10 protein-coding genes and 1 pseudogene are annotated in these 21,351 nt (G+C 38.8%); all 11 read right to left on the bottom strand.

From position 1 onward, the window contains the following. Positions 1-17 precede the first annotated feature (17 nt). Positions 18-3,491, bottom strand: a complete 3,474-nt coding sequence (gene addA, locus BN202_RS03925; RefSeq protein ID WP_019219233.1) for a double-strand break repair helicase AddA — start codon at positions 3,489-3,491, stop codon at positions 18-20. After that, the gene (gene addB, locus BN202_RS03920; protein WP_019219232.1) at positions 3,488-6,610 is read right to left on the bottom strand and encodes a double-strand break repair protein AddB; all 3,123 of its coding nucleotides are present in this window, start codon (positions 6,608-6,610) and stop codon (positions 3,488-3,490) included. Before addB ends, addA begins: the two co-directional genes overlap by 4 nt. Before the next feature lie 287 nt (positions 6,611-6,897). Next, entirely contained in the window at positions 6,898-8,376 is a 1,479-nt protein-coding gene (tsaE, locus tag BN202_RS03915) for a tRNA (adenosine(37)-N6)-threonylcarbamoyltransferase complex ATPase subunit type 1 TsaE (RefSeq protein ID WP_019219231.1), read from the bottom strand. Between the two features lie 49 nt (positions 8,377-8,425). Next, positions 8,426-10,882: a sensor histidine kinase gene (locus tag BN202_RS03910; protein WP_019219230.1), complete on the bottom strand. Its 2,457-nt coding sequence runs from the start codon at positions 10,880-10,882 to the stop codon at positions 8,426-8,428. Between the two features lie 39 nt (positions 10,883-10,921). After that, positions 10,922-12,319, bottom strand: coding sequence for an adenosylhomocysteinase (gene ahcY / locus BN202_RS03905; protein WP_019219229.1), 1,398 nt, complete (start codon positions 12,317-12,319; stop codon positions 10,922-10,924). A gap of 791 nt (positions 12,320-13,110) precedes the next feature. Further along, on the bottom strand, positions 13,111-14,109 hold the full coding sequence (locus tag BN202_RS03900) for a complex I NDUFA9 subunit family protein (RefSeq protein ID WP_019219227.1): 999 nt from the start codon (positions 14,107-14,109) through the stop codon (positions 13,111-13,113). A 44-nt stretch (positions 14,110-14,153) separates the two neighbouring features. Further along, a pseudogene (locus BN202_RS03895) lies at positions 14,154-15,472 on the bottom strand (bifunctional folylpolyglutamate synthase/dihydrofolate synthase). A gap of 4 nt (positions 15,473-15,476) precedes the next feature. Continuing rightward, positions 15,477-16,397, bottom strand: coding sequence for an acetyl-CoA carboxylase, carboxyltransferase subunit beta (accD, locus tag BN202_RS03890; protein WP_019219226.1), 921 nt, complete (start codon positions 16,395-16,397; stop codon positions 15,477-15,479). Positions 16,398-16,955: 558 nt separating this feature from the next. Further along, positions 16,956-17,675 (bottom strand): sulfate transporter family protein, encoded by a 720-nt coding sequence (locus BN202_RS03885; protein WP_034987414.1) that lies wholly within the window; start codon positions 17,673-17,675, stop codon positions 16,956-16,958. 625 nt (positions 17,676-18,300) lie between these two features. Continuing rightward, entirely contained in the window at positions 18,301-19,695 is a 1,395-nt protein-coding gene (gene coaBC, locus BN202_RS03880; RefSeq protein ID WP_019219224.1) for a bifunctional phosphopantothenoylcysteine decarboxylase/phosphopantothenate--cysteine ligase CoaBC, read from the bottom strand. Positions 19,696-19,764: 69 nt separating this feature from the next. Beyond that, on the bottom strand, positions 19,765-21,351 hold the full coding sequence (gene ubiB, locus BN202_RS03875) for a 2-polyprenylphenol 6-hydroxylase (protein WP_019219223.1): 1,587 nt from the start codon (positions 21,349-21,351) through the stop codon (positions 19,765-19,767).

The following is a 21,351-nucleotide window of genomic DNA, read 5'->3' as shown; positions in this document are numbered from 1 at the left end:
AAATTTTTCATAATTTGTCAGGCAATTTCATCGAGAAGCGCATCGAGGTGTTCTGGAGGAAGTTTAAACACTTTTACTTCTTTACTGTAGACGAGAAGTGCTTGGATATCTTTATTGGGATGAATAGTTTGCAGCAATTTTCGATAAAGAGCCATTTGCAACAAATGGTGTTGAGGGATTGCAGCTTCATTTTCAGGTGGAAATCCTGTTTTAAAATCAGCAAAGATTATGCTCTCTTCTGTTATATAGAGACGGTCAATTTGACCGGAAACAGCTTGTTCTTTTCCACGAATTTTTACTATACCCATTAAGGGAACCTCAGCACGAGAATGATCAGAAAAGAGAGGTGTAAGGTAAGAATGATCTAAGATCTGCCAAACATGATAAAGTGCCTTTTTTCTTTGATTCTCAAACCAATGAGACGCTTTAGCATTAAGATAATGCTGAGCGTAATCTCGACGTCTTTGGGGAGGGCAATTGGGCAAATATTGCAGCAATCGGTGAACAATATTTCCATATTCAATGAAGAAAGTTCTGTTGCTATTTGTTTCTCCTAAGACAGGAGAGAGATTCAAATATTTTGGATTTGAGGAAATTTCAGGATCAGTTTCAATAGAAAGGCTAGCAACAGAGGGCTTCAATGGCTTAGGTAGAGTTGGTTCTGTCGGAACTTTATGGGAAAAAAAGGTTGGCAGAGATGGTGGTGTTTGGCACGCAGTATGAGGGAGCTCTTGGTTTATAGAGGCAGATGAAGAAGATGTAATACAATAGCGCCAAGCCGCGATATCTTCTGCTGGACCTTTTATAGCAACGGCATGGGGTTTGAGAGCATTTTTTACCAATTGTAGCCATGTGTGAGGGGAGGTTTTCTCACCACTATATCCGCAAACAAATAAACGATCTTCAGCGCGTGTCATTCCCACATAGAGAAGGCGCCTATATTCTTCTTCAGCGCGTTCTTTTAAAGATGACAATGCTTGTTTAGAGGGTGGTGTTTCGAATTTTGCATTAGGGCGCCAAATAAAAGCTTGTTGATCACAATCTTGCGCATGACTTGAAGGGACTTTAAGCAAGTGTGGTGCATGTTGAGGGTGCCAAATAGCACTCCCTGGGTCAACCAGAAACACAACAGCAGCTTCTAGTCCTTTTGCGGCATGAACAGTCATGATACGAATTTCTTCATGATTTTGATCAAACTCACGTTTAATTTCTGGATCGTTTGCACTTAATGTTTCCAGAAAAGCCTGTAACCCTAGTAAACCGGTTTTTTGAATAGTGAGTGTATAATCCATAAAAGCATCAAGCACATCATTTGCTTCCACTCCTAAGCGAGCCAAAATCTTTTGGCGTCCTTTATCATTATTCAGAATATAGCTATAGAATTCAAAAACCGGTATTTTATCCACGAGAGTGCGATAATTGCTTAAACTTTCAAAAGCATTTTTAAAAGATGCATGGGATGAAGCATGCATACAAAGGCTTTGCCACAGAGAGCCTGTACGATGTGCAGCAAGCTGATAAAGTTCCTCTTCACTAAGGGCAAAAAGAGGACTTTTCAAAACACAAGCAAGAGAAAGATCATCCTGTGGTTGCAAGACAAAACGTGCCAGCGCCATTAAATCACGCACACTAATGTGCTTAATCAGCTGTAAACGATCAGCACCAGCGATGGGAATATCGCGGTATTTAAGAGCACGAGAAAGAGCAGAAACAAAGTGATCACGTTTACGAACCAAGATCATAATATCACTTGCGCGCATGAGGCGCCCTTTTGCTGGAAATATTTCTCCTTTGTGTAACCAACCAGCAATTGTTTCAGCAATTGTTTCTGCTAAACGTGTTTCAGGGGTGTCTAAATGATCAACGCTTAAATGCCAATCATCAGGAAGTTCGCTTTTTTCTTTAGAAATGGCATCCCATATAATAACCTCTCCTGGGCTATGAACACGAATAGCTTCATGGACTGTTTTGGTATTTTCTGCTGAAAGTCCTTTGTAGTTTTCTGGTGTTTCAAACACAAGATCAACACTTTTAAGAACATCTGCCGTAGAACGAAAAGAATAATTCAGTTGTATTTTTTCAAATTTTTGTTTTGCTTGCTGGGCTTTTTTTTGAATTATTCGTCCATTTTCGGCAAAATTTTCTGGTACCGCACCTTGAAAAGAATAGATGGATTGCTTTTCATCTCCAACAGCAAAAAGAGTACGTATATTTGTACGCTGACCATAACCTGTAAAAAATTCTTGCGTCAAAAGTTGAATAATTTGCCATTGCTCAGGGTTGGTATCTTGTGCTTCATCAAGTAAAATATGATCAAGACCACGATCAAGTTTATAATGCACCCATTGGCTTGCCCCTTTGCGCCGTAACAGAGAGAGAGTGCGTTCAATGAGATCATCAAAATCCAACAAACCATTGACTTTTTTTAAATTCGCGGTGATTTTAAGATAGAGGGCACAAAGCTGAAAAGCTGCCCTATTGAATGTGACGATTTTTGCGCATTGATATTTCTCTAAAAGAACAGAAAGTTTATTCTGTTTATCCTCAAGCATTTGTTGAATAAAGGGCCAAATTTCATCTGATTTTTTACAAGATAAAGATGAAAAATTACGTGGTTCGCCTTTCGTTGTAAAATAAATATCGGAAATAATATCAATAATATTTGTTTCATCATGAGTCTCTTCTAATTGGGAAAATTTCGCGATTATTTTCTGGAGGCTTTTATTGCCGTTGGTTTGGCAATGTGTAAGAGCATAAAGAGGCAGACGAGCAGTTTGTTGAATTTTTTCTAGCAACCGTTCCTTTGTTTCATCGGCTGCTAAATGAAAGAGTGCACGCAACTTTTCTTCTGCGTTTTCAGAGAGAACAGAGGACAAAAAATCAGTTAGTTTATGCCGCTTCTCAATTGCCTCATACAGCAATTGGTTAAGCGTGTGCTCACTAACAATTTTAAGCAGCTGTTTTAAAGCGGATTGCGCATCCCTATGCTCCAAAAGCTGACGACGGGCTTCTTGGAGGAGTTTTTTTCGACTGATATCATCAAGCATTTCGAAATGCCCAGCAATATTAGCTTCTAGCATAAATTGATGCAAGAGAGATTCACAAAATGCGTGGATAGTTTGAATTTTTAATCCCCCTGGTGTTTCTAAGGCACGGGCGAAGAGTTGACGCGCATAGGTTAGTTTTTGTGCATTGATGGGTTTCTTTTCAAGCTGCGATAAAGTTTGTTGCAGCTGTGCATCATCAAGTTCATTCCAGCTAGAAAGTGTGCGAAAAATCCGCGATTGCATAACAGCAGCCGCAGCTCTTGTGTAAGTAAGGCATAAAATACGTGCCGGAGGGGTACCGTTTAAAAGCAAACGAATAACCCGTTCGCTTAAAACGTGGGTTTTTCCAGATCCCGCATTGGCAGAAACCCATACATTCGTTTTGGGATGTGTTGCTGTTTTTTGTGCTTCAAGAGCTGCTTCAGGAATAGAAAAAAAAGTCATTCTTGATCTGCTTTCTGAAGTCCACTTGACCATTCCCATAAACGTGCCAAATGGTCATAATCATCTTCATATTCTCGTTTAAAAGGAACTGCATTTGAAAGATAACCTTGTTGTGGATTTTGATAATAATTCATTAATGCGATAAGACGTTTCCATGCCCTCTCACCAAGATCAATGGGGCTTTGGTGAGCTTTTTCTTCTTTCTTTGAAAAAATTAACTGGGAAGTGATTTTACCTTTTTGATTAAGAGCGACATAAAATAAATTTGTAGGGGTAAGATTTTGAAAATCTGGAAAAGCGCCTTGCATAAACAAAGCTGTTTCTAGTGCCAATTGTGGAAACAATAAATCGCGCACTTCTTTTGATGAGGGGGGAGTACTAGTTTTAAAATCAAGTATTTCCACTGTTTTATTTGGCAACACATCAATACGATCAGCACGTCCCGAAAGGGTGACACCTGTGGTAGAGATGGGTATTTTTTGTGATACCACTTCGGCATATCGTTCTCGAGGTCCTAAGCTTTGTTCCCATTGGAGTAAAAACGGAGCAAGATTTTCAAAATTGTTCCACCATATTGCTTCAATATCGGCAGGCAAATTGAATTTATCAAATTCTTGACGTCCGATATTGAGAAGTACATCAAGTGCATTCGCAGCATTTAGGTTTTTTACTTGTCTACAAAAAGTAGCAAGAATAGCGTGATAAAGTATGCCACGTTCAGCAGCGCTAGGAGCATGGAGGAGGGCTTTAAGCGGTTTAAGATGTAAGATTTTTTTTGCATAAATAGCGTAAGGATTATAGCGCAACGTTGCTATTTCGGTAACGGAAAAATGGCGAGGACGCGCATCAAGGGGGGGGGCAGGACAAGGACGTGTCGCACCAGCAATGATATTTGTATGATCAAGCATTTTTGCCCAATGAAGAAATATTTCACCTCGAGCACGGATTTGTTGCCAAACTTGTTTTCCTATAACCGTTTCTAAGCGCTGTAACCAGCGTGATGGAATGGAAGGCGTATGATTGACTCTTAATGCTCGGCTCATCACCACTTTATCCATTCCCATAGCCCATTGAAAATCATGTGCGGAAAGGCCAATACGTTGTTCGGGTGGTTCAAGAGTTAGCATTATTTTCATCGGCCGTGATAAAAAAGCATCATTGTGGGTTGTAATTGGCCATGATCCTTCATTAAGTCCTCCGATGATGACTGTATCAACCGTTTGCAGGCGTGATTCCAAAGTACCCCAGATGAATAAGCGGGGATGTCCTCCAGGGGATGGTGTGACAGAACGGGTTGCTATCAGGGCTGAGAACATAGCAGGCCATTCGCAAAGAGGGAATTTTAACCCCGATTGATCGCTCACCAATTCACGTAAAAAAGTCAACAGAGCTTGACCTGCTTCATATTGATAAAGATGAGCAAGAGAATTGTTTTCATCACGCCCAAAATTTTCAAAAACTTCAACTGTTGCTACCGCAACCTTGTTGATTGTGCATTCCTGCTCTTGTTTCATGAGCGATGCTAAAGGCTCCACAGCTTTGATCAAAAGATCACCAAGCAGGCGTGCTTCTTCACATTTTTGTTGATCTAAAGCATCGGGTTCAGAAATATTGCTCAAATATGTTGCGGTCCATTTTTCGAGAAATTTATCGCATTCACAAAGATTGATACAGCTTGTGTTTCCTCGAAGAACAAAGAGTTCAAAATTTTCTGCCATTTCGCGTAAATGATGACGCTCTTGGCCCAATGTGGTGAGTGGATGTTTAAGAAGGGAAAGAAAAGCAACAGGATCATAAGGCTGAAAGATATTTTCTAAAAGAAGTCGTAACAAGGTGGCAGGGAGTGTTTGTGCAAGTGGTATTCCACCTGAATCATTTGCTTCAATGCCAAAGCGCTGTAATTCAGCGGCCACACGGCGTGCTAAATTGCGGTCATTAGTAATAAGAGCTGCATTTTTTTGAGGCTCTTCAATAGCATTGCGTAAAGCAACAGCAATAGCGAGTGCTTCCTCACGCTCATTTATCGCTTCAATGAATGACCAATCGGTACAAAGATGTTCGTAATCATCGCGGACAATTTGTATCCAGCGCTCTGTTGTAGAAGCTGGTCGTAGCGCTTCCGATAAAAGAGCCATACGCCTTTTCTTTATTGCACTTTGTTGACCAATTTCGCACACATCCATGCGGTGGCATTTCATGAGAGAAAGAAGTTTTTTTAAATGATATTGAGGATGGCTAAAAGCATTCACTGCATGATCAAAAACATCATAAGTTGTTTTTTCTTTATGGGTTACACCTAATGCCTCCCATTGTTCTTCATCCATATCAAGATCAAGTCCAGGAAGAACAACAGCACCTTTTGGCAGAGAGGCAATGACTTTTAAAAGATGAGAAACTGCAGGTATAGAGCCTGACACACCCGCTGCAAGAATAGGCTTATCAGGCTGAGTTTGCCATAAAGTCTCGGCGTGCATTTTAAGTGCTTGATTACGCCATGCAGCTGGATTACTTTGCCCTCTTTCTTGTAAGATTTGCGGCCAGCTTTGTGTGACAATGGTAAGGAAATCGACTGTTATTTGCCACCATTCCGCAACCATATCGGGGGCAATGTCTTTAAGTTTTGACCAGTCTGCTGCTTCTGTTTCCATTTCATCCATAAGCCTTACTAAATCTTGTGCAAGCCAAATTGCATCGGCCGTATGAGCGGGAATAAGCACATCTTCTGTACCAAACATGGCACGCAAATGAGCAGGCAAATTTTCACGCCAAGGACGAATGAAACGCGCGAGCAGCAGAAGGCGTTCACTTTCTCCGATAGGAGGGTTCAGAGCATTAATATGGTTTTCACTAAAAAGGAAACTCTCTTCATCCACATCTCCCAAAGCGCGAATGGTTGGCAAGAGGGTTGATCGTGTATCACTTCTTTCCACAAAAGCTAGACGCAAAGCACGCGCAGCACGGCGTGTTGGAACATAGATAAGGGTATCTGCAAGAGCAGTTTGAATATCTCCATGAGGTGCGAAATTATCAATAAGTACACCAGAAAACAATGCATCGACAAAATGCGATAGAAAAGATGTTCCTGGAGAAATAGAAAAGACACGCGGTTTATAGGTCATATGATCTCGTTTGGGATGTATGGAAATGTTCCGCCTTATTGATGATTTATGTTTTTTCTACTTTATACAATTTTTATAAAGGGTAAAACTGAAAAACTGCATCTATAAGAGATTGTTAGTTTGGGTTAAGCAACTTTGATAAAAAGACTCACTCATTGTTATGAAAGGGGTTTGGAACAGAAAAAGGAAGCAAAAATATTTCTTCTTCTCGCATCCCATAGTAAAAACAGCTTATTTTTGTAAAAAGAATTTTTTGAAAATAAAAAAGAGAAATCTCTATCCTATTTTTAGAGTCCTATTTCTTGATAGAGGTTTTGTAAAGGTCCAAGCATTGGGTGTGAAAGATTGCGGGCAAGATAATCTTGTACATGGGGGAGATATTGAAGATAAGATGATTTTCCATCTCGCTGATGAAGACGTAGAAAAATTCCTAACACTTTCGAAGCGCGTTGGGCGCCCGCAAAAGCATAAAGCTTGCGGAATTCTCCTTCATCAAAGGGTCGTGGCGCTTTATGACGTGCATTGCAATAAGCATCAAGAATTTTTACTTCAAGTGTTGGGGAAATAAACACACGTGCGTCTTGTGCTAAAGAAACAAGGTCATAGACTGTTGGACCTATTAAGCCATCTTGAAAATCAATCAAACCAATACGATCAAATCCTTCCTTATGTGCACGCCAAAGAATATTGGGTGAATGGTAATCACGCATAACAAAGGTATTTTCTCCTTTGGAGAGATGATCAAGATAGGGCTGCCAACAGGCAAAAAAAGCGTCACGTTGTGCTTGATCTAAATTTTTTTGTGTTTGAAAGGGGATATACCAGTCGAGCAACAAGGAAAGTTCTGCCTGTAGTGCTTGGCAACCATAGGGAGGAATTTGCAGCAAAAATGTTGTAAATTGCTTTTGGGAAGGCCATGATTTTTGATGAAAAGAAGAAAGCAATTCACTACAGGCGATGTAACGCTCTTCTAAAGGATAACCGTTTTGATCTAAAATTCCTTCATTTCCAAAATCTTCCAAAATCAAAAATCCCTTTTCAACATCTTCGACAAAGATATGAGGAGCAGAAAAACCATTCTCTAATATGAGTTGATTAATTCCAACAAATTGGCGGATATCTTTTGCAAGCTGTGCCATTGTTACGTAAGAGAGATCGGTATTTTGTTTCATCTGCATGGTTGGTGCATCCATGAGCACTTCCTTATTCTGACCATCATAAAGAAGTTCATAAATACGTCCTGAGGCATCACCAGCTAAAAAATGACGATGAACATGACCACGTTCATGGGTTTTTAAGAATGTACGAATTGCAAAAGAACGTTGTAAACGTTCAAGAGAATTTTGTGCTGCTGTAAGCGTTACATGACGCCCACAGCCTTCATGTTGTAAAGTGAGCGCAAAGGTAACCGATTCTAAGAACTCTGCCCCTTTTTCTGGCCATTCAATGAGTAAAATGCTTTGCTCACGTGCTTCATGAAGACCTAATTCATCAATTTCTTCTGCCATAGAAAGGCGATAAAAGTCTGCGTGAATAATTTCAAATTTTGGAAGTTGATAGTTTTGCACAAGAGTGAAAGTAGGGCTTGGAACATCCAGACTATTGTCATTTGCAAGTGTGTGGATAATTGTCCGTGCAATGGTTGATTTTCCTGCTCCAAGATCACCTTGTAGTGTCACCAGATCACTAGGCCTTAAAGCGAGTGCTAAATCTTGCGCAAAAAGCTTTGTTGCTTCTTCATTTTCAAGAAAAAAATTAAAATTCATGAACTGTTCCCTACAGGGATGAAAAATTGTGTCACAATAAAAGATACGATTAAAAAACTTTATCTCTTTGGGAAATTGGAAAAAAACATTTCACTGTTGTTCCTTGTCCAGTACCGGTAAGAATTTCAACGCGTCCATCATGGAGCTCAACAAAGCTTTTCACAAGGGACAAACCAAGACCTGCTCCAGCACGCCCACCATGATGTGAATGGGAAGAAAAAGGTTTGAAAATGCGATTGAGAATATCTTCTGGAATATCAAATCCCTCATTATGGACACAGAAGACGATGTTATCATCTTGTTCATCGACACAAAATTCAATCGTACTTGCTTCTGGTGCAAAGTTAATGGCATTGCTGAGAACATTAACAAAGATTTGATGCAAACGCGTTGCATCCGCAGAGATACAATTTAGGGAGGGAGAAATTTGCTGTAAAAGCGTAATATGGCGCCCATTAAGGCGTTCTTCTACACGTGTTACTGCCTGCACCATAGCATCGGCAATATTAACCAGCTGTATATCTAGCTTCATGATACCTGCATCAAGGGTTGCAAGATCAAGGATATCATTAACAAGATTCAAAAGAGAACCTGATTCTGAATGAATGTGCCCCAGATATTCCTTTTGGCGTTCATTAATAGAACCAAAAATTTGATCGCTTAAAATATCAGAAAATCCAATAATATTGGTGAGAGGTGTACGGAGTTCATAGGAAACATGTTGAACAAATTCATTACGCAAACGATCAGCACTTTCTAAGGCTTCATTTTTTTCTTGGAGAGCACGTGCAACATGAACAGTATCTGTAACATTAACAAAATTGAGCATTGTCTGCCCATCGGGAAGAGGTACAAGTTTATAGTCAATGATCATACCATTTGTAAGGTCCATGCGCCCTGAAATGGTATCACGTTTTTCAGCAAAACCTGTAATAAATTTGGTAAACTGATCCCATTCTTGTCGCAGGCTTAAGGCCGAGCAATGGTTTTGTAATTGTGTAATATGGGTACCTTCTACCAATAAATTATAGGGAAGAGACCATAATTTTGATAAGGCAGGATTTGATAAACGAAGACGTCCATCAGTGCCAAAAACGACAACACCTTCTGAAAGTTTATCAAGGGTTTCACCTTGTATTTTAATAAGGGTATTATAACGTCGTTCAAGGTCAATTTTTTCTGTAAGATTTTCATAAAGCCAAGTGATGCCTCCTTGGGGATGAGGGTTCGAGACAACCCGTATGGTGCGCCCGTCTGGCAAATTCCAAATTTGTTGATTTGATTCTGTTTGCTGGTAGGCTTTTAAAAGTTCTTCTTTCCATGCACGCCAATCTGGGGGTTGTGCAATGAGTCCTTTTTCGCGCAAACGTTCAAGAAGCAATGTATGGCTTGGTTCACTTTCTAAAAAAGAACTCTCCAAGGGCCATAAAATTTTAAAAGCATGGTTGCAGAATTTTAATTTTTGATTGGTATCAAAAACAGCGACAGCTGTTGAGATTTGGTCAAGTGTTTCACAGTGGCTTTGAAGAACGCGCCTTAGTTCATTAGAAAGATTTTCATATGCGCTGTCATCATGCGCAAAAGCGGCCATTCCTTCAGCAGTTGTAATCCGTGTAAGGTGAAAATGATGCCGTTCTCCATCAATGACCGTATGAACATGCTCTTGAAAAATTGTTTCTTCTTCATCTGTTTTATATTTTGCTGTGTCACTAAAAAGATCATTTACTTCATTAATACCTTCTTGAAATCCCGTTATTTCTTTAAAGGCACGATTAACAAAACAAACTTTTCCTTCACCGTCTCGTATCCATACGGGTTCTTGAATACGATCAAGAAGATTACGTTGCATTCTAAGTTCAATAAGGATTTTGGAGATATCCTTTTGTAAACGTGCATTTTCGCTCTGCTGTGTTGAGATATCTTGAAAGCGCGCAATGGCTACAGTTCCTGCAATGACTCCTGTAACCTGTAACAGTATATTATTTTTCGTTGTGATAGAAAGTTCAAAAGGATGCGCTTCATAACGCAATTGCGTCAGTGCATAATCAAGTTCTCGGTTTGAATTTTCTTCAAGCCAGAGTTCAAAACATTGAAAATCTTGCTGAAGAATTCCTGCTTTTTGTAACGCGGGAATGTTACCAACCAAACGAGGTAAAGCGTTCGGATCTTCCCAAATCAGAAGGGATTGTCCAGTTTCTTCTAGAAGCCATTCATAATATTTAATTTTCTCAGAAAAGTTTACTGTAATTGTTTGCTGAGGTTTCCACGAAGCTTTTTTTGCACATCTCATAAGAGCTATACAAGTGAGCAGTAAGGCACAAGAAATCCCTCCAAAGAGAATAACAAGAAGCCACGGACCATCTGGCAAGGTAAAAGTAAATGGTAAATGCATTTCCAATGATTGAGCAAAAACGCATGTCGGAAAAAAAAGACAAAAAATATGCGTACAGATTCGGATCATTTTTTGAACTTTTTCTTTGGAGGCATAGTCACCAAAGTGGAACACGGCGCCTTTTCCCTTTTTCTTTTAACCCAAGGAAACATTTTAATAACGATAATGATTTGGTTTATAAGGTCCTTGAGGCGTAACTCCAATATAAGCAGCTTGTTCTTCTGATAAAATGGTTAACTTTATTCCTAAACGATCAAGATGAAGGCGTGCAACTTTTTCATCAAGATGTTTGGGCAAAACAGCCACTTCATTTTTATAGTGTTCTGAACGAGTAAAGAGTTCAATTTGCGCTAAAACTTGATTGGTAAATGAGGCTGACATAACAAAAGAGGGATGCCCCGTAGCATTACCAAGGTTAAGTAAACGCCCCTCAGAAAGCAGAATAATGCGCTTTCCATCGGGAAAGGTAATCATATCGACCTGTGGTTTAATATTTGTCCATGGCAAATTTCGAAGAGCTGAGACTTGGATTTCATTATCAAAATGGCCAATATTTCCAAGGATACACATATCTTTTACTTGCCGCATATGGTCTAAGCGAACAATATCTTTATTGCCTGTTGTTGTGATAATAATATCGGCACTAGAAGCGGCATCATCTAAATGAACCACTTCATAGCCATCCATTGCTGCTTGAAGAGCACAGATTGGGTCAATTTCCGTTACTTTGACACGAGCTCCAGCACCTGAAAGAGAAGCTGCTGAACCTTTACCCACATCACCATAGCCACAGACAATAGCTGTTTTACCAGCTATCATCACATCTGTTGCACGTCGAATACCATCTACGAGTGATTCTTTACAGCCATATTTATTATCAAATTTCGATTTCGTAACACTATCATTGACATTAATAGCAGGAAAAGGCAAAAGACCTTTCTCTTGTAAATGATGAAGACGGTGTACACCTGTTGTGGTTTCTTCACTCACACCTTTGATTGCGGCGCACTGTCGTGTGAAAAAGCCCGGTGTTTTATTTATACGCTTTTGGATTTGTTTGAAAAAAAACGCTTCTTCTTCTGTTTTAGGATGAGAGAGAATATCGTTATTTTCTTCTGCACGACATCCCACCAAAATATAGTTTGTAGCATCAGCTCCATCATCTAAGATAAGATTGGAGAGATTTCCATCAGGCCATTGAAAAATGGCATCTATATAAGTCCAATATTCTTGCAATGTTTCACCTTTTACCGCAAAAACAGGAGTACCCGTGGCAGCAACAGCTGCTGCTGCGTGGTCTTGCGTAGAAAAAATATTACTAGAACTCCACCGTACATCAGCGCCCAATGATTTCAGTGTTTCAATCAAAACAGCTGTTTGTATGGTCATATGCAATGAACCAGAAATTCGTGCCCCTCGTAAAGGTTGATGGGAAGAAAATTCTTTCCGACAAGCCATTAAACCGGGCATTTCTGTTTCGGCTATATCGAGTTCTTTACGACCATAAGGAGCAAGTGCAATATCTTTGACAACATAATCTGGGGTTGCCATTTTTTATTTCCTTTAAAATTATTTTTCCCCAAAACGGTAGGAGAAATTAAAAAAAATGCAAGCCAATAGAAAGATTTCTTTATGTGAAAAAATTCTTATTTAAAACCTCTATAAATTTGTGCACAAAATAGGCATTTATCTGTATTAAATGACAGTAATTGACAAAATACAGCGGGTTCAAAAATTTTCTTAAGTAAGCATAATTTACCAATATTTGCTGTTTTTAAGGCATTTCAGTTTTTGTATATACAGCTAGGTTGAAATAAGAGTTCCACACATTCTATTTAGTTTATTTGTAAAACAGAAACACAGCTTCATTTTGGAAGAAGATAAAAACAAATTTCTAGATTTGTCATTTTCTTTTACTTAAGCTTTACAACTTTAAAAACCATTCAAGCAATATTATTTTTAAGAATGAAAATTACAGAATACCTTACATTTTTTGTATAGATTCTTTAATAGGGTCATGTCCTTTCACGAGGAAGAGCACGCCATTGTACAGCTTATCATATACTTGTTTAAAAAGACATTTCACTTTGTTCTGAGTTTCAGTTTCAAGTATTTGCTCATAAGTAATATAATGTGAGATTATTGGGCGCATCTTTATGCCTATGAAAAAACAAGAAAACCCTATTTTTAAATACTATAGCTATTTTTGCACTAAGAAGGTTTATAAGAATATTTTATTTTTTCCACAAACATCAAACAATTCTTATACTTTTAAATGTAAGGATTTAATGATAAAAACCGTTATAAATCAAAGAATTAAGTAATCTTTCAGAGGATTTATGCTAGGCTGGCAAATTTTTAGAAAATTGGCCATGTGGACGAAATCGCCAGAGGTAACTTGGCAAGAGAGCAGCCATTGCTCTGGGGGCAATACCTGCACCTTCCAAAGTATAGCCTTTTTCAAGAGCTTCTTGAGAAACAATATTATCCACTTGTAAGAAGTGTATCTGATGTTTTGTTACCAGTGTTGGCAAGAAAGGCAACTTACCGATAGCTCCCAAAAAACCTCCCATCAATAGCCCCACAGAAAGAGGCATAGATAGAATTGTTTTTTTGCGACGGATGATTTTGAGTATATTCTCGAGAACATTTTGGAAAGTAATAATCTGAGGGCCACCAAGATCATAACTTTTTCCAGAGGCAACTTTTCCTTCTAAAGCGCGTACGACAAATTCAGCAATGTCACCGACATATACGGGCTGTAATTTGCTTTGTCCTCCTCCAAAAAGGGGCATAATTGGTAAAAAACACGATAAGTTTGCTAAAGTGTTAAAGAAACAATCTTCTGGTCCAAAGATAACGGATGGACGCATAATAATTGCTTGAGAATGCGTATTTTGAACGATTTCTTCACTCATAAATTTGACGCGTGCATAAAGAGATGGAGCATCTTTATTGGCGACAAGCGTTGACATATAGAGAAGGGGAATACCAGCTTGAGCTGTTAATTCAGCAACATTTTGTGCCCCATCAATTTGTGTATTTTGAAAGTTTGATTGATTTGCTTGCGCTAAGCTGCCAGGAAGAAAGACTGCGCCATCTGCTCCAAGCAAGGCACGCTCAACAGAGGCACGATGCTTGATATTGGTTTGCAGCATTTGGGTTTGTCCCACTTCTCCTATTTGGAGCATATAATAAGCTTTTTGTGGACAACGAACAGCAATGCGAACACGATGCCCGCGCTTGGTTAAAGTTTCAACGACATGTCGCCCTACAAAACCAGAGCCACCAAAAACAGTGATAAGTTTAGGATGTTGATAAAGTGCACAATCAAGTTGCATGATTAAAAGGTCTATCTTTCAAAAGCTCCATAGATAATCAGTTTTTAACATGGTGGTGTTTTATTGTCACGTAAAATATCACCAGCAAGGTAAAGGGAACCACCGATAAGAACGATAGCCTCTTTATGATTTGTATTAATTTTATGTAAAGCATCTTTTAGATGCGTGCATGAGATGGCACAAATCCCTACTTTTCGTGCTGATTCAGCTAAAGTCGTTGGATAAATGCCTGCGTTGTTGTCGGTTAATGGGATTGTGTAAACTTTATCTATAAGATTTGCGAGAGGACGAAAATAACCGACAGCATCTTTGGTATTGAGCATAGCAGCAATCATAATAAAAGGACGATTTGTTTTTTTCTCCACTTGGTAAGTTCTACAGCAACCGCTTTTCCAGCAGCAGGATTATGACCACCATCGAGCCATGAATCAATATGAGGAGACAGTTGATCAATCAAATGTCCATGGGTCAAATGTTGCATTCGTGCTGGCCAGTAAATATTTTGCAAAGCATGGCTTATTGCTTGTTCTGAAAGTTGAAAACCCGCTTGATAGATTGCTTCAAGAGAAGCTCCCGCATTAGCAATTTGATGGGTTCCAATAAGGTTAGGCAGTGGAAGATCCATGAGACCTTGATTGTTTTGAAAGACCATACGCCCATGTTCTGTATAGCTTTGATAATCTTGATTAAAGAGTGAATATGGTGCTTTGTTTTTCTCTGCAAGGGTTGTTAAAACAGAAAGGGTTTCATCATGATCTTGCTTACCGATAACTACAGGAACTGTTGGTTTAATGATTCCCCCTTTTTGAAAAGCGATTTGTGCAATTGTGTTGCCAAGAAAGCTTTCATGATCATAATCAATAGGCATAATGAGGGAGACAGCTGGTCTGCTAATCACGTTGGTCGCATCAAAGCGTCCTCCCAACCCAACTTCTAAAATCACAACATCTGCTGGATGTGTACTAAACAGCATAAAAGCGGCTGCTGTGAAAATTTCAAAAACAGTAATTGGATTTTGACGATTTACTTTTATAATTTCATCAAGTATTGCCGCCAATTGGCACTCTGTAACAAGCTTTCCTCCTCCCTTTTGACCTAGCCGACAACGTTCATTCCAATTTACCAGATGAGGTGAACTATACACATGAACGCAGTAGCCGGCACTTTCCAGAAGAGCACGACAAATTGCTGAGGCTGATCCTTTGCCATTTGTTCCGGCAATGTGAATAACAGGCGCAAGATTTAAATGTGGATTACCAAGACGCTCTAAAAGATACAGAATACGCTCTAAAGAAAGATCAAATTTTTTTGGATAACTTTTTAGTAAATCATCTATCATCCTTTGTACTTGGCTTTTCTCCATGAAGTTAAGCTGCTTTGGTTTTAGAAAACGGTGTATGGGAATCTGTTGGAGATGGATTGGAAGGATTAACAGCCATAGGCTTTTTCATCATCAAGCGTAGAAGCCGTGCAATAGTTTCTTTCATTTTTAGACGCGATACGACCATATCAATCATACCATGTTCTAGGAGATATTCACTACTTTGAAAACCTTCTGGTAAGGTCTCGCGTATGGTTTGTTGAATCACCCGTGGTCCCGCAAAACCAATCATAGCACCAGGTTCGGCAATATGAATATCACCAAGCATGGCATAAGAAGCAGTAACCCCCCCCGTGGTTGGATTGGTAAGAACCACAATATAGGGAAGTTTTGCTTCTTTTAGCATTTCAATAGCTACAGTTGTACGAGGCATTTGCATCAATGAGAGTGTTCCTTCTTGCATGCGTGCACCCCCAGAGGCAGCAAAAAGCACTAAAGGGCATTTTTGGGCAATGGCAGTATCAAAAGCTTTGATAATAGCTTCTCCTGAAGCCATACCAAGGGATCCTCCCATAAAAGCAAAATCTTGAACGATAGCTATAATTGGTAAGCCTTCAATAGTACCGCGTGCGCTTAAAATATTGTCATCCACTCCAAGTTTAGAACGATAATCTTTTAACCGATCAATATAACGTTTTTCATCGCGAAACTTTAAAGGATCTGTTACAACTTTTGGATTTTCAAGAGGTGTATAAATGCCATCATCAAAGAAATGCATGAGACGATTTTTGGCACTAATGCGCATATGATAACCCGAACTAGGGATTACATATTGATTCATTTCTAGGTCTTTATGAAAGACCATTTCACCACTGGTGGGGTCTTTAATCCATAGATTATCTGGAATTTCACGGCGTCCCAATATAGAATTAATTTTAGGACGAACATAATTTGTAATCCAGTTCATCTTGATAACCTCTCTTTAATATTATACATTTTTTACATGATTTCAAAAAATAGAGAATTTAAACAATCAGACTCACTTTGCCAGTTGAATAAATAGGTCTATTTAATACTTTTTGCACTATACATATAGCTCCAACCCTATTGTTTTTGATTTTTTATCAAGGTCACAGCAATGCTTCCCATTAAGAATATTCCTTATAACAAATCTCTCAAGCAATTTTAATGTGTTAATAATTGATGGTCTTTGTTTTTTTACTTTGATATCAAACTCTCTTCCTTGCACTGGTTGGCAAATTTCACATTTGCTTTTTGATGAAAACAAACATTTACTGGGCTATTAGCCCTAGCACCCTTAAAGCAAAAAGACCTTATAGTTATAATATCACTAAGGCCAAAATGCTCTGTAACAAGAGCAAATATGATAACGTTATGTTAACGAAACACCAATACCAGAGCAAGAGTTTTTTAATGAAGGGAATAAAAGTGATCATTTAAAGTATACAACTTATTTCCTATGTTTTTTATGCATAAATCTTGTTGGGTTTTATTCTAAGTGTTATTATTTTTCACCAAGTACGTGCGGTGGTTTTTGAGAAAGCATTTTGTGTAAATATGTCATAAAGGCGGCTGCGAAAAGTGGTGTTGCTAAATTAACAATGGGAATCGAAACAAAAAGCGCGATTAACAATCCTGCGCCAAAAACCGTTATGTAATGCGTGCGCAAAAAAGCATGTGCTTCTTGTTCTGGTCGAAAGCGATAGGCGGCAAATACAAAATATTCACGACCAAGCAAGAAGCCGTTAATAACATAAAAGGCAATCAAATTAATACTTGGTATGAAAAATAAAATCAAAGCAATTCCATTACCAAGAAGACTTAAAAGCACAAATTTAAAGGAGAGAATGAGAGAACGCCCAAAAGACAGAGCATGCCCAACAGGCTCGTTTGGGTAATCTTCTTTTTCAATAATTTCAGCAGCAGAATCAATGAAAAAACCACCAATCATAGCGGTGATTGGGGCAATAAAAAAAGCCATCAATAAAGCTAAACCAAGATTAAAAATGATCAGCATACCCAGTCCTAACCATCCTGTCCAACTGGGTAATACAGGAAGAAAATGCGCAACCCAAGGCCAAAAATAAGAGATAAAAAATTGGCGTACACATAGCCATAAAATGATGAGCACACCAAAGGTAATTCCCAAAGCTTTCAATATCAAAATGCGATATTGTGGAGTCAGAAGACGTTGTAACGCACGATAGGCAGCCGTAAAAATCATAACAATCAAGTAAATAAGAAAAAAAAGTAAAAACAAGAAAGGGAGATTGGAGAATGTTTTACATATGTACTTAAGCTTTATAGATTCTATAAGTTTGTTGATACAAGAATAAATCAGCCCAAATGTATAAATACGGGGTTGAGCAGAATATTCAGCTTAGGATTTATATCAGCCAGCTAAGAAGTAAATCGCATAAACGATCAAAAAGTAAAATTTACCTGAAAAAACAATCTTGTTACAGATTGGTAGAATGAAAAATCTTCGTTTTTTAGAGTGAGGAGAAGGGAAAATATTGTAGAATATTTACGTTTTCTGTAGAGCTCATAGTATGAATAGCGTGAAAAAGTCACCATAAATACTACCAATTCTCTTTCAAATAAACTGAGATATGTAAGAATTTTATTTCTTTTAGAGAAAAGGTTACTGTTTGTACAAAGGGAATTTCAATGAAATCTGTATGTACAAATAGTTTTATATGATTTTAGTAATTAAATTTCATTTTTGTTTTGTTTTGCATTTCATTTAAAGTATTTATGTTCTCAGTTCTCAGTTCTCAGTTCTCAGTTCTCAGTTCTCAGTTCTCAATCAAATTTGTATTTTCATTTGAGATAAAGCATCTTTTGCCTCATTTATGGGTAAGGTGATGAGACTTGAAAAATGACACAATAACCTTTGTTAATTTTTCTGCTACTTGCTGTTTGCTCATATGCGGCCATTGTTCAATATTTTCTTTACTAACGAGATAAACTTGATTTGTATCAGAACCCATGACACTCGTGCCATCAGCATGGGAAATATCATTTGCAAGAATGAAATCAGCACCTTTTTCGAGACATTTTTTTTGCGCATTGACAATGAGGTCAGAAGTTTCAGCAGCAAATCCAATTACCAAAGGTGGGCGGTTTTCAGCATGTCCAATTGTTGCTAAAATGTCAGGATTTTCAACCATAGGCAAAGAGGGTGGTATTTTATGAGCAGTCTTTTTTATTTTATGTAGAGATTGTGTTTTGCTACGCCAATCGCAAACGGCGGCAACAAAAATGGCACCATCAGCAGGCAATTCGGTTTGAACGGCTTGTAACATCTGTTGTGCTGTTTCAACATGAATGGTTTTCACAGTTGGCGGGTTAGCAAGATGAACAGGTCCACAAATAAGTGTGACCTTTGCTCCTAAATGTGCAAGCGCTGTTGCAATAGCATGTCCTTGTTTGCCTGAAGAGCGATTAGCAAGATAACGTACGGGATCTATTGGTTCATGGGTAGGGCCAGAAGTCACAATAAAATGGCGTCCAGAAAGTGGTTGTTCATGTACGCCTAAAAGAGCCTCTACTGCAGCGACAATGGTTAAGGGTTCACTCATACGTCCACAACCCGTTTCATTGCGTTCAGCCATTTTACCAATTTCTGGTCCGATGATATGAATGCCATCTGCACGCAATGTTGCAACATTGCGAAGAGTTGCCGGATGTGTCCACATCGCTGGATTCATAGCTGGTGCAATTAAGAGCGGACAGCGTGCTGCTAAAAGTACGCAATCAGCTAAATCATCTCCTATGCCATTGGCTATTTTGGCAATACGATTGGCTGTGGCGGGCGCTAAAATGATGAGATCAGCATCACGTGCTAGGCGAATATGTCCGATATCATGTTCTTCTTCGCGTGAAAATAAATCACTATATACAGTATGACCGCTGAGAGCTTCAGCTGCTAAAGATGTGATAAATTTTTGCGCTGCTTTTGTCATAATAATGTTTAAGCGTGCTCCACGTTCTTGTAAACGACGAATGAGATCAAGCGCTTTATAAGCTGCAATACTTCCACCAATAATGAGAAGCAGAGACTTTGATTTCAATGATTGCACATCAATGGCACTTGCTTGAGAAAAAGATATTGTTGGAGTTGTAGGATTGCTTAAAATGCGGCGAGCTTCCTCTTCCATGGAAATGCCATTTTTTGCGGCGCGTATACGTAAAGATTCCTTGACTTCAGGAGAGAGGTTACGAATGGTAAGACTAGCCATAAAATACCTCCAAGAAATAGATTGATTGCAATGATTTCATCATTAGTGTTTTTTAGCATATTGAACAAATTAAAAAAGGTGAAAAAGATAAAAAATAAAACAAATACAACAAAATGCAATGATGAACAAACTATAACGGCCATAACGGTTGGTATGACTTTGTTCAACAGCAAGTCGTTTAAGAGTAGTGGGCGAAAGATTAAATCCTGTTTCTCTGATTTGGTTAAAGTCTTCTTCTATGCGTTGGAAGTTTTGTATTAATTGTGGTGTTTTTCGAGCGAGCGAAAGGATTGCTTGTGCTCCTTCACTAAGGTCTTTTACCACTCCTATAGGTCCTAAATTTTTGCCAATCCATTCTCTAACAACAGGTTCAGAGGCTTTCCACATGTTAAAATGAGGATCCAGTGTACGTGCAACACCTTCAACAACAACCATAGTTTTTTGGAGAAGTAAAAGTTCAGGCCGTGTTTGCATATCAAACAATTCAGTGACTTCAAACAACAGTGTGAGCAACTTTGCCATGGAAATACTTTGCGCTGATTGTCCGTGGATTGGCTCACCAATGGCACGATTTGCTTGCGCAAAGCTTTCAATATTGTGGTGTGAAGGTACATATCCCGCTTCAAAATGTGCGCGTGCCACACGGTGGTAATCACGTGTAATAAAACCATAAAGGATTTCAGCAAGGAAATGCTGTTCTTTTTTGCCAAGTCGCCCTGTAATTCCTAAATCGACAGCAACAATACATCCTTGTGAGTCTACAAATAAATTACCTGGATGCATATCAGCATGAAAAAAACCATCACGCAATGTATGACGAAGAAAAGATTGAATGAGTGTAATGGCGAGTGCTTGTAAATCAAAACCTGCCTCTTTGAGAGCAGAAATTTCAGATATTCTTATACCATCAATCCATTCCATTGTGAGAACATTGCGCCCTGTTCGTTCCCAATTAATTTTGGGTACCCGAAAGCCTACATCATGCTGAATATTTTCAGCCATTTCTGATATGGCTGCTGCTTCTAACCGTAAGTCCATTTCAATACGTGTGCTCTGTGCTAAAGTATCAACCACACAAACGGGACGCAGTCTCCGAGAAGCTGGTATATAACGTTCTTGTAAATGAGCAATGAGATAGAATCCTCTAAGGTCTCTGGCAAAACGGCTTCTGATATTGGGGCGAATAACTTTAACAGCACATTTTTTTTTATGACCGTTCTCATCATAATATTCAGCGGGATGAACTTGGGCAATAGAGGCAGCAGCAATGGGTGGATAAAAATTGACAAATAAATCATTAATAGAACGCCCAAGCGAACTTTCAATTTGTTCAACAGCATCAGGGCAAGAAAATGTTTGGACACGATCTTGTAGCTGTGCCAAATCTTCCGCAATATCACGTCCAACAATATCAGGTCTGGTAGCAAGAAATTGACCAAGTTTTATGTAAGAGGGTCCGAGCTTATTAATGGCGTAAGAAATATTTTCAGACCGTTTCTTCTTTTTTGTTTTGCCTCTCGCTAATGTTCTTGCTATACGATGACACAATGCTGGGAATCCTTTAAGATCATCGTGAGGCAAGGCACTCAATACACCTTCACGCGCCAAAACCCATCCTGCGCGCATTAATTGAAAGTAAATGGAAATTTGCACCAT

This window comes from Bartonella florencae (genome assembly GCF_000312525.1).
In the GTDB taxonomy this organism is placed as follows: Bacteria; Pseudomonadota; Alphaproteobacteria; order Rhizobiales; family Rhizobiaceae; genus Bartonella; species Bartonella florencae.
The sequence above is the reverse complement of the archived record's forward strand: the minus strand, read 5'-3'. Positions and strand labels throughout refer to the sequence as shown.

Bases quoted from the DNA above. Each gene is read 5' to 3' on its own strand.
- addA (WP_019219233.1), bottom strand. From the start codon at position 3,491: ATGACTTTTTTTTCTATTCCTGAAGCAGCTCTTGAAGCACAAAAAACA.
- addB (WP_019219232.1), bottom strand. From the start codon at position 6,610: ATGACCTATAAACCGCGTGTCTTTTCTATTTCTCCAGGAACATCTTTT.
- tsaE (WP_019219231.1), bottom strand. From the start codon at position 8,376: ATGAATTTTAATTTTTTTCTTGAAAATGAAGAAGCAACAAAGCTTTTT.
- ahcY (WP_019219229.1), bottom strand. From the start codon at position 12,319: ATGGCAACCCCAGATTATGTTGTCAAAGATATTGCACTTGCTCCTTAT.
- BN202_RS03900 (WP_019219227.1), bottom strand. From the start codon at position 14,109: ATGCAACTTGATTGTGCACTTTATCAACATCCTAAACTTATCACTGTT.
- accD (WP_019219226.1), bottom strand. From the start codon at position 16,397: ATGAACTGGATTACAAATTATGTTCGTCCTAAAATTAATTCTATATTG.
- BN202_RS03885 (WP_034987414.1), bottom strand. From the start codon at position 17,675: ATGATTTTTACGGCTGCCTATCGTGCGTTACAACGTCTTCTGACTCCA.
- coaBC (WP_019219224.1), bottom strand. From the start codon at position 19,695: ATGGCTAGTCTTACCATTCGTAACCTCTCTCCTGAAGTCAAGGAATCT.
- ubiB (WP_019219223.1), bottom strand. From the start codon at position 21,351: ATGGTGCAAATTTCCATTTACTTTCAATTAATGCGCGCAGGATGGGTT.